This window comes from Caballeronia calidae, assembly GCF_900044055.2.
In the GTDB taxonomy this organism is placed as follows: Bacteria; Pseudomonadota; Gammaproteobacteria; order Burkholderiales; family Burkholderiaceae; genus Caballeronia; species Caballeronia calidae.
The window spans coordinates 1-12,832 of sequence record NZ_FCOX02000018.1; the positions used below are offsets into that span (position 1 = coordinate 1).

General features: G+C 63.5%; 12 protein-coding genes and 1 pseudogene. 2 read left to right on the plus strand and 11 right to left on the minus strand.

The features are described 5' to 3' along the window. Together AWB78_RS43555 and AWB78_RS17895 are read right to left on the minus strand one after the other, a co-directional pair. Positions 1 to 539: pseudogene (locus tag AWB78_RS43555) on the minus strand (transposase); the annotation flags it as partial. A gap of 59 nt (positions 540 to 598) precedes the next feature. Beyond that, positions 599 to 1,471: a pirin family protein gene (locus AWB78_RS17895; protein WP_062606587.1), complete on the minus strand. Its 873-nt coding sequence runs from the start codon at positions 1,469 to 1,471 to the stop codon at positions 599 to 601. Positions 1,472 to 1,644: 173 nt separating this feature from the next. On the opposite strand from AWB78_RS17895, the gene AWB78_RS17900 reads away from it, so the two are divergent. After that, positions 1,645 to 2,607, plus strand: a complete 963-nt coding sequence (locus AWB78_RS17900) for a LysR family transcriptional regulator (protein ID WP_062606589.1) — start codon at positions 1,645 to 1,647, stop codon at positions 2,605 to 2,607. Positions 2,608 to 2,948: 341 nt separating this feature from the next. Here AWB78_RS17900 and AWB78_RS17905 read toward each other — a convergent pair whose 3' ends face one another. The 9 genes from AWB78_RS17905 to AWB78_RS17945 all read right to left on the minus strand — a co-directional run bounded on the left by AWB78_RS17905 (position 2,949) and on the right by AWB78_RS17945 (position 10,440). Beyond that, the gene (locus AWB78_RS17905; RefSeq protein WP_062606591.1) at positions 2,949 to 3,371 is read right to left on the minus strand and encodes an ExbD/TolR family protein; all 423 of its coding nucleotides are present in this window, start codon (positions 3,369 to 3,371) and stop codon (positions 2,949 to 2,951) included. A 15-nt stretch (positions 3,372 to 3,386) separates the two neighbouring features. Next, complete coding sequence (locus tag AWB78_RS17910) at positions 3,387 to 4,133, minus strand: MotA/TolQ/ExbB proton channel family protein (RefSeq protein WP_062606594.1); 747 nt, start codon at positions 4,131 to 4,133, stop codon at positions 3,387 to 3,389. A gap of 33 nt (positions 4,134 to 4,166) precedes the next feature. Next, positions 4,167 to 4,898, minus strand: coding sequence for an energy transducer TonB (locus tag AWB78_RS17915; protein ID WP_062606596.1), 732 nt, complete (start codon positions 4,896 to 4,898; stop codon positions 4,167 to 4,169). Positions 4,899 to 5,206: 308 nt separating this feature from the next. Next, positions 5,207 to 5,443, minus strand: a complete 237-nt coding sequence (locus AWB78_RS17920) for a (2Fe-2S)-binding protein (RefSeq protein ID WP_062606598.1) — start codon at positions 5,441 to 5,443, stop codon at positions 5,207 to 5,209. Between the two features lie 176 nt (positions 5,444 to 5,619). Next, positions 5,620 to 6,495: a glutamate racemase gene (gene murI / locus AWB78_RS17925; protein ID WP_062606601.1), complete on the minus strand. Its 876-nt coding sequence runs from the start codon at positions 6,493 to 6,495 to the stop codon at positions 5,620 to 5,622. Between the two features lie 10 nt (positions 6,496 to 6,505). Continuing rightward, the gene (bfr, locus tag AWB78_RS17930) at positions 6,506 to 6,982 is read right to left on the minus strand and encodes a bacterioferritin (RefSeq protein ID WP_014190999.1); all 477 of its coding nucleotides are present in this window, start codon (positions 6,980 to 6,982) and stop codon (positions 6,506 to 6,508) included. Between the two features lie 203 nt (positions 6,983 to 7,185). Further along, positions 7,186 to 8,709: a fumarate hydratase gene (locus AWB78_RS17935; protein WP_062606603.1), complete on the minus strand. Its 1,524-nt coding sequence runs from the start codon at positions 8,707 to 8,709 to the stop codon at positions 7,186 to 7,188. A 50-nt stretch (positions 8,710 to 8,759) separates the two neighbouring features. Beyond that, positions 8,760 to 9,350, minus strand: coding sequence for a TIGR00645 family protein (locus AWB78_RS17940; RefSeq protein ID WP_062606843.1), 591 nt, complete (start codon positions 9,348 to 9,350; stop codon positions 8,760 to 8,762). Between the two features lie 190 nt (positions 9,351 to 9,540). After that, complete coding sequence (locus tag AWB78_RS17945) at positions 9,541 to 10,440, minus strand: DMT family transporter (protein ID WP_062606605.1); 900 nt, start codon at positions 10,438 to 10,440, stop codon at positions 9,541 to 9,543. Positions 10,441 to 10,775: 335 nt separating this feature from the next. Here AWB78_RS17945 and acs point away from each other — a divergent pair, with 335 nt between their 5' ends. Next, positions 10,776 to 12,758, plus strand: coding sequence for an acetate--CoA ligase (acs, locus tag AWB78_RS17950; protein WP_062606608.1), 1,983 nt, complete (start codon positions 10,776 to 10,778; stop codon positions 12,756 to 12,758). Positions 12,759 to 12,832 lie beyond the last annotated feature (74 nt).

Consider the following 12,832-nt stretch of genomic DNA (forward strand, 5'->3'; position numbering starts at 1 on the left):
TTCGCCTTGGCCAGCAGCGCATCGATCTGTTCTTTGAGTTCCAGCTCGGCTTTCTTCATCCGCTCGTAACTCATCGCCTTATGACGCGACGCATTGGCCTTGATCTTCGTGCCGTCAACGGCAATCGTCCCGAGCTTGACCAGTCCGCATTCCTTCGCCAGCTTCACCACTTGCACACACAGCTACGACAGTTCCTTCAAGTGAAAGGCGCGAAAGTCGCAAAGCGTGCGATGCGCCGGATAGTTGCCCGCGGCGAGGACCCGGAACGCGATATCTTCATGCAGCTTCCTGGCCAGCTTGCGCGACGAAAACACCCCGGTCGCATAGCCGTAGACGAGCACCTTCACCATCATCGCCGGATGAAAGGGTTGATTGCGCGGGCCGCCGCCCGCATACCGCGCATGGAAGCTTGACAGGTCGAGCGAATCCACCGTGTCGCTGATGTAATAAGCCAGGTGCCCTTCCGGCAGCCAGTCTTGCAGCGCGTGGGGCAGCAACATCTGCTGCTGCGGCTCGTATGGGAGATAACTTGTTGGCATCTGCTAACAACGTCTTCTCCGCTCGGCCGGATGACATCAGATTTCTGCCGCGCACGCTCCTAGTGCGTGATCGCGCCCATGCGGCCCGCCTGATAGTCGATGACGGCCTGGCGGATCTCTTCCTCGGTGTTCATCACGAACGGACCGTAGCGCACGACCGGCTCCTTCAGCGGCACGCCGCCGATCAGCAGCAGTTCGACGGCCTCATCGCCGGCGGCGAGCGCGATGATGTCGCTGTCGTCGCGGAAGATCACCATCTGCTGCGCGCGCACGGGCTGGCTTTGCGGGCCGTAGAGCGCGGTGCCCGAAAGCGGATACGCGAACACGCGGTAATCGCGCGGCACGGCCAGCTCGATCTTCGCGCCCGGCTTCAGCGAGAAGTGCTGATACAGGATCGGCGTGCGCGTCTCGATCGCGGCCTTCACGCCGAGCGCCTCGCCCGCGATGACCTTCACGCTGACCTTGCCGTCCTCGCTCGTCGCAACGGGAATCTGCGCCGACGGAATCTCCTGATAGTGCGGCGCGATCATCTTGTCACGCTGCGGCAGGTTCACCCACAGTTGCAGGCCGTGCACGCGGCCGCCCTGGCGCGTGAACTCCTCGGCGGGCATTTCGCTGTGCACGACACCCGCGCCGGCGGTCATCCATTGCACGTCGCCGGGACGCAGCGTGCCGGAGTGGCCCGCCGAATCCTTGTGGCCGAATTCGCCTTCGAGCATGTACGTCACGGTCTCGAAGCCGCGATGCGGGTGATCGGGCGCGCCTTTCGCCTCGCCGGGCGCGTAGTCGGCGGGGCCCATCTCGTCGAGGAGAAGGAACGGATCGAAATCCATCAGAAGACGAGTCGGAAACGGACGATGCACGACGAACCCGCCGCCTTCAACGGTGCGGGTCGCCGGAATGATGCGCTCGATGCTGCGGCTGGTGGACATGTTGCCTCGCGTCGTGAATACGGAAATAAGGGAATAGCGATAAATCTGAAACACAGAGCTATTATATGGGCCGCATTTCGCGGTAAAAGACGTCGCGGCGCAATGGATTGTCCCGCTGGCGATAACGAACCGCACGGACACGTGCGCATACTTCCGAGTCTCACCGAGCGACCATGAAAGCCGACTCGCATGACCTGAACGATCTGATGTATTTCTCGCACGTCGTCGAGCACGGCGGATTTTCCGCGGCGGAGCGCGTGCTCGGCATCTCGAAGTCGCGGCTGTCGCGGCGCGTGTCGGAGCTCGAGGCGTCGCTCGGCGTGCGCCTCCTGCAGCGCTCGACGCGCAAGCTCGCGCTGACCGAGGCGGGCCAGCTTTTCTACCAGCATTGTCAGGCGATGCTCGCCGAAGCCCAGGCGGCCGTCAACGTCGTGCAAAGCCTGCGCGATTCGCCGCGCGGCACGGTGCGCGTGAGCGTGCCGGTCACGATCGCGCAGACGTTTCTCTCCGCGGTGATGCCGGACTTCATGCATCGCTATCCGGAAGTGCGCGTCGTGATGCGCGTGACGAACCGCGTCGTCGATCTGTTCGAGGACGCGATCGATGTCGCGCTGCGCGTGCGCTCGGAGCCGCCGGCGAGCTCGAACGTCGTCGCGCGGCCGCTGTGGCGCACGGAGCAGATGCTCGTCGCGGCGCCGTCGCTGCTCAAGTCCAATGCGCCACCGATGACGCCCGCCGAACTCGCCCAGTACGACACGATCGACATGCCTTCCGCCGATGGCCGTCACGTCTATCGGCTGATCGCGCCGGACGGCACGCGCCACGAGTTCGAGCACGAGCCGCGTCTCGTCACCGCGGACCTGTCGATGATCCGCGAGGCCGTGATGCGCGGCGTCGGCATCGCGGCGCTGCCCGAGATGATGTACGGCGCGCCGTTGCGCACGGGCCAGCTGTCGCCCGTCATGCCGGGCTGGACGTTTCCGTCGCCGCAGCTCTATGCGGTTTTTCTGTCGCGTCAGGGCATGGTCCCTGCAGTGCGCGCATTCGTGGATTTTCTCGTCGAGTCGATCGGTAGCGGCGAGCGCTTTCCCGGAGAATGTCCTGTTCATGAAAGCGCGGAACGCGAAACAGTTTGACCGCATCGCCGTTTGTCATTGATTTCTGACATTGAAGCGCGCGCTTGCGATGGACAGATTCAATTGATCGTCAAAATTCGCGGCGGTATATTGAAGTCTCCTTCGCTAAGGAGCTCCTTATGCGAAAACTGACGGCTGCTCTGATAGTTAGCCTGATAGGGTTGATTGCACTGTCCGTGTCGACCACGGCTGCTGCATGCGACGGAACTTCCGGTTCTGGCTATTCGAACCCAAAGTGACCGCCTCGCCCGAATGCGCTGAGTGCGCACAAAAAAAGGCCTTCATCTGACGATGAAGGCCTTTTACTTTTGGGTCCGGCAGAGCGCGCGGCGCTTCCTTGCTTACTTGCCGCTCTTCGGTTCGGTGACGAAGCCGATCTTCGTCAGTCCGCCCGACTGCGCCGCCGACATCAGATCGGCGACCTTCTCGTAGGCCACCTGGCGATCCGCACGCAGATGGATCTCCGGCTGCGGCGTCTGTTGCGCGGCTTGCGCGATGCGCGCGTCGAGCGTCGCTTCGTCGACCGGCTGATCGTCCCACAGCGTCGTGCCGTCGGCCTTGATCGCGATGTTCACGTGCGCGGGCTTTTCGTCCTGCGGCGCGCTGCTGGCGTGCGGCAGGTCGATCTTCACCGCGTGATGCATGGCTGGAATCGTGACGAGGAAGATGATCAGCAGAACCAGCATGACGTCGACGAGCGGCGTCATGTTGATCTCGCTCATCATGCCGTCGTCTTCATCTCCGGCGAATGGGCTCATGGCCATGATGCGACCCCCGGCTTACGACGCGCGCGTCGCGAGACGCAGGCTGTCGGTCGAGGCGCTGGTCGCGCGCTTGGTCGACGAGAGCTTCGAGCCCGTTACGAAGAACGCGTGCAGGCCGTGCGCGAAGCGGTTCAGCTTCGTGACGATGCTCTTGTTCGCGCGGGTGAGGGCGTTGTAGCCGAGCACCGCCGGAATCGCGACGAAGAGGCCGAACGCGGTCATGATCAGCGATTCGCCGACCGGGCCCGCGACCTGATCGATCGAGGTCTGGCCCGTCGCGCCGATGGTCAGCAGCGCGTGATAGATGCCCCAGACGGTGCCGAACAGGCCGACGAACGGCGACGTGGAGCCGATCGACGCGAGGATCGCGAGACCCGCCTGCATGCGGCCGACGCCTTCGTCCATCACGTCCTTGAGGCAGCGCGTGATCCAGTCGGATACGTCCATGCGGTCGTGCAGATGCGGCTGCGTCTGATGATGATGGTCCGCCGCTTCCTGGCCGGCGAGCGCGAGTGCGAGAAACGGGTTGTCCGCCGGGCTCGACGACTGGCTGCCGAGCTTCTTGATGCCGTCGTTGAAGTCGTCGGAGTGCCAGAAGGCCTGTTCGGCGTTCTTGGTCAGACGCTTCAGGCGCACGACGTTCCACGCCTTCACGACGATCACCGTCCACGAAAGCACCGACATGATGACGAGCGCGAGCGCGATGCCCCGCGTCACGAAGTCGCCTTGCGCCCAGACGTGGGCTATCCCGTAGTTTTGCATTTCTCGTTTCTTCCTTGTATCTGATTAAACCGGTCAGTCGTTCAGACTGAAAACAAAGGGCACCGTGGCGGTCGCGCGAATCGCTTCGCCATTTTCCTTGTAGGGGCTGCACGCGCTGCCTCGCACCGCGTCGAGCGCCGCGTCGTCGAGCCGCGACGAGCCGCTGCTCTTTTGCAGCGTGACGTTTTCGATCTTGCCCGCGAGACCGACCGTCAGTCTGACGATGGCCGTGCCCGTTTCGCCGCGGCGCTTGGACATTGCCGGATAATCCGGCTGCGCGATGTTGCAGCTCAGATGCGCGACGTTTTTCGGTGCGGCGAGATCCATGCTCGGCTTGCCGATGGCCGGCGCAGCAGGCGCCGGCGCGGGTTGCGCGGGGGCGGGCGGCGTCGGTTCCGGCGCGGGCGCGGCGATCTGCGACGGCGCTTCGGTCACCGGCATCGGCGTGGGTTTAGGCTCGATCTTCGGCTTGACCTTCGGTTTGGGCTGTGGCTTCGGGACCGGCTGCGGCACCGGCCTGGGCGGCGGCGGCGTTTCGACTGCAACGGGTTGCGGAGCTGGCTGCGGCGTCTCGCTGATGAGCTGCGCGGTAATCGACTTGGATTCGATCGGGCGCGGCAGCGGTTCGTTGCGCATCGTCAGAGCGGCGCCCAGCAGCGCGGCGTGAATCGCGACGACAGCGGCGCACGCTGCGATCACGCGCGGATTGGTGTTCGATGCCGGGGCTGTCGGGAGTGCTGCGGGAGAAAGGGTCGGGGACTGCATTGTTATTGGCTGCTTGCGGTGCTGCGTGCGTTTTTGCTGAAAGCGCTGCCTTCCAACTCGAGATCCATCGACTGCACAGGCGCGGCGCGGAAGAAACCTGACGACGTCATTTTCGGAAAATAAGCAGGGAGATAAACAGGGTGGCCACGAAGCCGATCAGCAATTCCATCTTTCCCTCCAGGGGTAAAAGAGTTGCGCGGCTGGCTAAAGTGACCGGATGCTCGAAGGTAACCTGGCTTGCAGAGGCGGTGAGACCGAACGACGCGGACGCCGTCGGTTGAGCGCGGCACGGCGGCCGCGCGGATGCATCAGGCGGCCTGGCGCTCGTAGAACGTGAGCGGCGCCACCATGTCACGCTGCTCGACGCCGCAGCGCGACGCGCACACGCCGCTTTCCGCCATGACGTCGCGAACGCTCGCCTCGCACTTGCCGCAGCACATCGCTACGCCGAGCTCGAATTGAAGTTCGTCGAAGGAGTCCATTCCCTCGGCGATGGCGGCTCGGATCTTTCGGTCAGACACTGATTTGCAGACACAGACAATCATGATCGTTCGCGATAGCTAGCGTTAATGCGAATTATTATCATTCGTCATGAGCGAGTTGGCAAGCGGGCCACCGTGTTTTTTGTAACAGAGTGAGCAAGTTAGCGGGTTTATTGCTAGAAGCCCTTGTCTGGCGGGGAAAAGCGCGCTCGGAAATTGATGCAGCGCGAGAGAAACCCTCAGACGATGTCGGGTTCAGCGAGGCGCGTGCGGCGCGAAGGGATGTCGACGTGCTCGACCTTGGCATCGAGCTGGAGCAGGGACGCGGCGAGCTGGCGCTGGGATTCGCCGTCGGCGGTGGAGAAAAAGCGCGGCAGGGTGTCCGCCGGCGCGGTGACATTCCGGAGCGCGTGGGCGTCGAGCAGGCGGTCGAGCTGACGCGCAATCGCGACGCTGGTATCGACGATATGCAAGCGCTCGCCTGCGATCTCGCGGATCGCGCGATCGAGAAAAGGATAGTGCGTGCAGCCGAGCACGAGGGTGTCGGCGCCGGCGTCGAGCATCGGCGCGATATAGCTTTCGAGCAAGGCCAGCAGCGCCGGCGACGACGTGTCGCAGCGCTCCACGGCCTGAACCAGACCGTGTCCCGCCTGACAGATGAAGCGGCAATCGCCCGCGTAGCGGTCGAGCAGCGACTGGAATCGCGCGCTGCGCAGCGTCACGGCCGTGGCGAGCACGCCGACCACGCGCGACTTCGACACCGCCGCCGCCGGCTTGACCCCCGGCTCGACGCCGACGAGCGGAATAGGCAGGCGCTCGCGCACGAAGGCGATCGATTGCGCGGTGGCCGTATTGCACGCGACGACCAGCGCCTTCGCGCCTTGCCCGACGAGCCATTCGCCGATCGCCATGGTGCGGTCGACGATGAAATCATCATCGCGCTCGCCGTAGGGCGCGTGAAGCGAATCGGCGACATAGATCAGGCGCTCGTGCGGCAGCGTCGCGCGTACGGCGCGCAACACCGACAGACCGCCGAGGCCGGAATCGAAAATGCCGACCGGCGCGCCCGAATCGGACGGAGCGCGCTCGTTCGGATTGAGGGAAGGCACCGCCACGGACGACCGGTTACTCGTGATCGCCCATCATGGTCTGCTGGTAGTTCTGGATGCCGACCTTGTCGATCAGATCCAGCTGCGTTTCCAGCCAGTCGATGTGCTCTTCGGTGTCGTGCAGAATCTTTTCGAAGATTTCGCGCGAAACGAAGTCACGCACCGACTCGCAGTACGCGATGGCTTCCTTGCAGGTCGACTGGGAAATCTGCTCGAGCTTCAGGTCGCACTCGAGAATTTCCTTGGTTTCTTCGCCGATCAGCAGCTTGTGCAGATCCTGAAGGTTCGGCAGGCCGTCGAGCATGAACACGCGCTGAATCAGCCAGTCGGCGTGCTTCATTTCGCCGATGGATTCGTCGTACTCGTGCTTGTTGAGCTTTTCCAGGCCCCAGTGCTGATACATCCGGGCGTGCAGGAAGTATTGATTGATCGCGGTCAGCTCATTCTTCAGCTGGGCGTTCAGAAATTCGATGACTTTCGCGTCGCCTTGCATGGTTGTTCCTTTTTTGTAACGTGGGGCACTTGAACAAAGATAAACCTTGAGCGCGACAATGCCAAGGTTGAGTAGAAATTTTTAGTTTCCGACGAAACTGAGAATGAAAATCTTTATCGGGACCGCCCAATGTAAAGAAAAGAGCCGGGCGAAACGCCCGGCTCTGTCATTCACAGAAGGTATAAACCGTCTTTAGCTCGGGTTCAAGCCGTCGCGACAGGGATCTTTCCGATTTTTGCCTGCCATTCGGCCGGGCCCGTCTTGTGAACGGACGTGCCGCTCGAATCGACTGCCACCGTCACCGGCATGTCCTGCACGTCGAACTCGTAAATAGCTTCCATGCCGAGGTCTTCGAATGCGAGCACCTTCGCTTCGCGGATCGCCTTCGACACGAGATACGCCGCGCCGCCGACCGCCATCAGATACGCGGCCTTGTGATTCCTGATCGCCTCGATCGCGACCGGGCCGCGCTCGGCCTTGCCGATCATCGAGATCAGGCCGGTCTGCGCGAGCATCATCTCGGTGAACTTGTCCATGCGCGTGGCCGTGGTCGGGCCTGCCGGGCCGACGGCTTCGTCGCGCACCGGATCGACCGGTCCGACGTAGTAGATCACGCGGTTCGTGAAATCGACCGGCAGCTTTTCGCCCTTGGCGAGCATGTCGGCGATGCGCTTGTGCGCGGCGTCGCGGCCCGTCAGCATCTTGCCCGACAGCAGGAGCGTCTGGCCCGGCGTCCACGACGCCACTTCTTCCGGCGTCAGCGTGTTCAGGTCGATGCGCTTGCTCGTTTCCGTGTTCGGCTGCCACGTGACCTTCGGCCAGGCGTCGAGCGGCGGCGCGTCGAGCTTCGCGGCGCCGGAGCCGTCGAGCGTGAAATGCGCGTGGCGCGTGGCCGCGCAGTTCGGGATGATCGCGATCGGCTTCGATGCCGCGTGCGTCGGGGCTGCCATGATCTTCACGTCGAGCACGGTCGCGAGGCCGCCGAGACCTTGCGCGCCGATGCCGAGCGCGTTCACCTTCTCGTGCAGCTCGACGCGCAGCTCTTCGATCCAGTCCTGCGGACCGCGCGCGATGATGTCCTGAATGTCGATCGGGTCCATCAGCGATTCCTTCGCCATGACCATCGCCTTTTCAGCCGTGCCGCCGATGCCGATGCCGAGCATCCCCGGCGGGCACCAGCCCGCGCCCATCGTCGGGACGGTCTTGAGCACCCAGTCGACGATCGAATCCGACGGATTCAGCATCGCGAACTTCGACTTGTTCTCCGAGCCGCCGCCCTTGGCCGCGACCTGCACGTCGACCTTGTCGCCCGGCACGATCTCGTAGTGGATCACGGCCGGCGTGTTGTCCTTCGTGTTCTTGCGGCCGCCTTCGGGCGGGCTCACGATCGACGCGCGCAGCACGTTGTCCGGGTTCAGGTAACCGCGGCGCACGCCTTCGTTGATCATGTCGGTGACCGACATCGTCGCACCGTCCCAGCGCACGTCCATGCCGACCTTCACGAACACCGTGACGATGCCCGTGTCCTGGCAGATCGGCCGCTTGCCTTCGGCGCACATGCGGCTGTTGGTCAGGATCTGCGCGATTGCGTCCTTCGCGGCGGGGCTCTCTTCCAGCTCGTAGGCGCGGCCGAGCGCCTGGATATAGTCGAGCGGATGGTAGTAGCTGATGTACTGCAGCGAATCAGCGATGCTCTGAATCAGGTCTTCCTGCTTGATGACGGTCATGGCTTGAGCTCTGGGGGACGAAATTATGTGTACGCGTTCTGGGCGACGCTTCACTCGATTGCGTTTCTGGGCGGCGAAAAGGATTCGTCGTGGAAATGTCGCGGATGCGTGTGCGTGGTCAGCCGGTCGACATAGGCCATGATCAGCGCGGACAGGAGGAACGCGACGTGGATGATCACCTGCCACAGCACGGTGTGGAAGGTGTGCTGGTCGGGGTTGATGAAGGTTTTCAGCAGATGGATCGACGAGATGCTGATGAGCGCCATCGAGAGCTTCACCTTCAGCACGCCCGCGTTGACGTGATCGAGCCACTCGGGCTCGTCGGGATGGCCCTCGACGCCGAGTCTCGACACGAAGGTTTCATACCCGCCGACGATCACCATGATCAGCAGGTTCGAGATCATCACCACGTCGATCAGACCGAGCACGACGAGCATGATGTTGATCTCGTCGAGCGTCATCGCGTGCGAGACGAGGTGCCACACTTCCTTCAGGAACAGCACGACATAGACGGCTTGCGCGACGATCAGGCCGAGATACAGCGGCACCTGCAGCCAGCGGCTCATGAAGATGATTTTCGGCAGCGCTTTCATCGTGCCGGGCTGAGAGGGCGAGGTGGAAGCATGCTTGGGAGCGGACATGGGCGGCTTTTGAGTCGGTGCGGTCGGGCCGGAAATGATGACGGACGAATATGACGAGCCAAACGTGCGATGCGCCGGCCGGGGCGCGTGCAGGCGCATTGGCGGTGTCGGGAAGCCCGCTATTGTAGCGCGTCGCCATACGGACTTGCCGAAACCTTTCAGAATGCGCTGATGAAACGGCGGGACGGTCCTAAGCGCCCGTCTCACGCGATACGGCGCCGGCGCCGCGCGTCCCGACGCTCGCGAGCCCGATTCCCGCGACGACGCACGCGAGCGCGATGCCGTGCGCGAGCGTCGGCCGCTCGTCGAGGAACGCGATGCCGTAAAGCGCCGCCGCGACCGGCAGCACGGCGCAGAAGACGCCGGCGAGACTGCCGTCGACGTGGCGGATGCCTTTCATCCACAGCCAGAACGAGAAGATGCTGGCCGAGAGTCCATACCAGACGACGAGCGCCCATGTGTCCCACGCGACGCTCGTCCAGTCGAAGCCCGCGAGCGATGTCGCGCCGAGCGGCAACATCAGCAGAAGGCCGATCGCGTGCGTGTAGGCGCAGATGTCGATCGCGGGCAGCGTCTGCGTGAGACGGCGCGAGAGGATCACATATAGCGATTCGCAGCACACGGCGCCGAGCACCATCAGGTTGCCGCTGAACGAGCCCGCGCCGGTGCCGCCCGCGTGCGCGACGTTGATGACGAGCACGCCCGCGATCGCGAGCCCGATCGACGCGAATGCGCGCCCGCCCGGCTTCTCTTTGAGGAAGAGCCACGCGAAGAGCGCGACGACCGCCGGAATGGTGCTCGTGATGACGCCCGCCGCGACCGCGCTCGTGCGCGCGACGCCGTTGAGCATCAGGAGCGTGAAGCCGAAGGTGCCGAAGAACGCCTGCAGGAAGAGATTGACCCATTCGCCGCGCGCGACGCGCTTCATCTTCGACCAGCGCAAGAGCGGCCAGAGCACCGCGAGCGCGATCACGAAGCGCAGCAGGGCAAAGAGCGGAACGGGAACGGAGGCGACGATCGACTTGCCGATGCCGACGTTGCTCCCGACGAGCAGCATGGCTGCGATGAGAAGAAGGGCGTAGCGATTCAAGCTGGATACCGCGCGGCGAGTTCAGTTACGATTGTGGGGACGCATTGTAGAAGCCGCGCGGACTCCGTGTATACCCCGTGCCCGCTCGCCGGGCCACGTAAGAAGCGGGTAAGTTGGGCGGCTTATCTTGAAATTGATGCAGGATGTCGCTGGCAGACGAATGTGCCGTGACATTCTTCCGTGCCGGCTCGGTACGGTACAAATGGAGACAAGGTCGGAGCCGGAAACGCCGCGCGCTTTCCGTTTTTCGAACCTCATAAACATGCGGCGCGCGCAGCCCATTCAGCGATGCGCGCGCCGCCGGATTTTGGAATCACCATCAGGAGAGGTTGTCGATGTCTGCGATCGAATCGGTTCTTCAGGAAAAACGTGTGTTCCCGCCGTCAGCCAAGGCTACCGCGGGTGCGGCAATCTCCGGCATGGACGCCTACAAGGCGCTTGTAGCGGAAGCGGAGCGTGATTACGAAGGGTTCTGGGCGGGCGTCGCGCGCGAGACGCTCTCCTGGCACAAGCCGTTCACCAAGGTGCTGGACGAATCGAAGGCGCCGTTCTACACGTGGTTCGAGGACGGCGAGCTCAACGCGTCGTACAACTGTCTCGACCGTCATGTGGAAGCGGGCCGCGGCAACGACAACGCGATCATCTTCGAAGCCGACGACGGCACCGTCACCAACGTCACCTATCAGGATCTGCTCGATCGCGTCTGCCGTCTGGCCAACGCGCTCAAGAAGCGCGGCGTCAAGAAGGGCGACCGCGTCGTGATCTATCTGCCGATGTCGGTGGAAGGCGTCGTCGCGATGCAGGCGTGCGTGCGAATCGGCGCGACGCATTCGGTCGTGTTCGGCGGCTTCTCGTCGAAGTCGCTCAATGAACGTTTGGTCGATGTCGGCGCGGTCGCGCTCATCACCGCCGACGAGCAGATGCGCGGCGGCAAGGCGCTGCCGCTCAAGAGCATCGCCGACGAAGCGTTGGCGGCGGGCGGCTGCGAGAAGGTGAAGGACGTGATCGTGTACAAGCGTACCGGCGGCAAGGTCGCGTGGACCGAAGGCCGCGACCTGTGGCTGCACGAGATCGTCGAGAACGAATCGAACAAGTGCGAGCCGGAGTGGGTGGGCGCGGAGCATCCGCTCTTCATCCTCTACACGTCAGGCTCGACGGGCAAGCCGAAGGGCGTGCAGCACAGCACCGCGGGCACGCTGCTGTGGGCCGCGCAGACGATGAAGTGGACCTTCGACATGAAGCCGGGCGACATCTTCTGGTGCACGGCGGACATCGGCTGGATCACCGGACACAGCTACATCGCGTACGGTCCGCTCGCCATCGGCGCGACGCAGGTCATGTTCGAGGGCGTGCCGACCTATCCGCACGCGGGCCGCTTCTGGGAGATGATCGCGCGCCACAAGGTCACGATCTTCTACACGGCGCCCACGGCCATCCGCTCGCTCATCAAGGCATCGGAGGCGGACGCGAAGGTGCATCCGAAGAGCTTCGATCTGTCCTCGCTGCGTATTCTCGGCACGGTCGGCGAGCCGATCAATCCCGAAGCGTGGATGTGGTATCACGAGAACGTCGGCAAGGGTCAGTGCCCGATCGTCGATACGTGGTGGCAGACGGAAACCGGCGGCCACATGATCACGCCGCTGCCGGGCGCGACGCCGCTCGTGCCGGGTTCGTGCACGCTGCCGCTGCCGGGCATCATGGCCGCGGTCGTCGATGAAACCGGCCAGGACGTGCCGAACGGGCAGGGCGGCATCCTGGTCGTGAAGCGTCCGTGGCCGTCGATGCTGCGCAATGTCTGGGGCGACCCGAAGCGCTATCAGACGAGCTACTTCCCCGAAGAGCTCGGCGGCAAGCTCTATCTCGCCGGCGATGGCGCGGTGCGCGACAAGGAAACCGGCTACTTCACGATCATGGGCCGCATCGACGACGTGCTGAACGTCTCCGGTCACCGTCTCGGCACGATGGAGATCGAATCGGCGCTGGTCGCGAATCCGATGGTCGCGGAAGCGGCGGTCGTCGGCCGTCCGGACGACACGACGGGTGAAGCCGTGGTCGCGTTCGTCGTGCTGAAGCGGCCGCGTCCCGAGGGCGATGAAGCGAAGCAGATCGCCATCGAACTGCGCAACTGGGTCGGCAAGGAAATCGGCCCGATCGCGAAGCCGAAGGACATCCGCTTCGGCGAGAACCTGCCGAAGACGCGTTCCGGCAAGATCATGCGCCGTCTGTTGCGTTCGCTCGCGAAGGGCGAAGAGATCACGCAGGACGTCTCCACGCTGGAAAATCCGGCGATTCTCGATCAGCTCGGCGAAGCCCGCTGACCTTCGCTTCGACCGCTGCCCGGCGAGCAGCGGTCGATCCTAATTGCCGATGCTGTGCGGTTTTGGTAAATAAC

Bases quoted from the DNA above. Each gene is read 5' to 3' on its own strand.
- AWB78_RS17895 (WP_062606587.1), bottom strand. From the start codon at position 1,471: ATGTCCACCAGCCGCAGCATCGAGCGCATCATTCCGGCGACCCGCACC.
- AWB78_RS17900 (WP_062606589.1), top strand. From the start codon at position 1,645: ATGAAAGCCGACTCGCATGACCTGAACGATCTGATGTATTTCTCGCAC.
- AWB78_RS17905 (WP_062606591.1), bottom strand. From the start codon at position 3,371: ATGGCCATGAGCCCATTCGCCGGAGATGAAGACGACGGCATGATGAGC.
- AWB78_RS17910 (WP_062606594.1), bottom strand. From the start codon at position 4,133: ATGCAAAACTACGGGATAGCCCACGTCTGGGCGCAAGGCGACTTCGTG.
- AWB78_RS17915 (WP_062606596.1), bottom strand. From the start codon at position 4,898: ATGCAGTCCCCGACCCTTTCTCCCGCAGCACTCCCGACAGCCCCGGCA.
- AWB78_RS17920 (WP_062606598.1), bottom strand. From the start codon at position 5,443: ATGATTGTCTGTGTCTGCAAATCAGTGTCTGACCGAAAGATCCGAGCC.
- bfr (WP_014190999.1), bottom strand. From the start codon at position 6,982: ATGCAAGGCGACGCGAAAGTCATCGAATTTCTGAACGCCCAGCTGAAG.
- AWB78_RS17935 (WP_062606603.1), bottom strand. From the start codon at position 8,709: ATGACCGTCATCAAGCAGGAAGACCTGATTCAGAGCATCGCTGATTCG.
- AWB78_RS17940 (WP_062606843.1), bottom strand. From the start codon at position 9,350: ATGTCCGCTCCCAAGCATGCTTCCACCTCGCCCTCTCAGCCCGGCACG.
- acs (WP_062606608.1), top strand. From the start codon at position 10,776: ATGTCTGCGATCGAATCGGTTCTTCAGGAAAAACGTGTGTTCCCGCCG.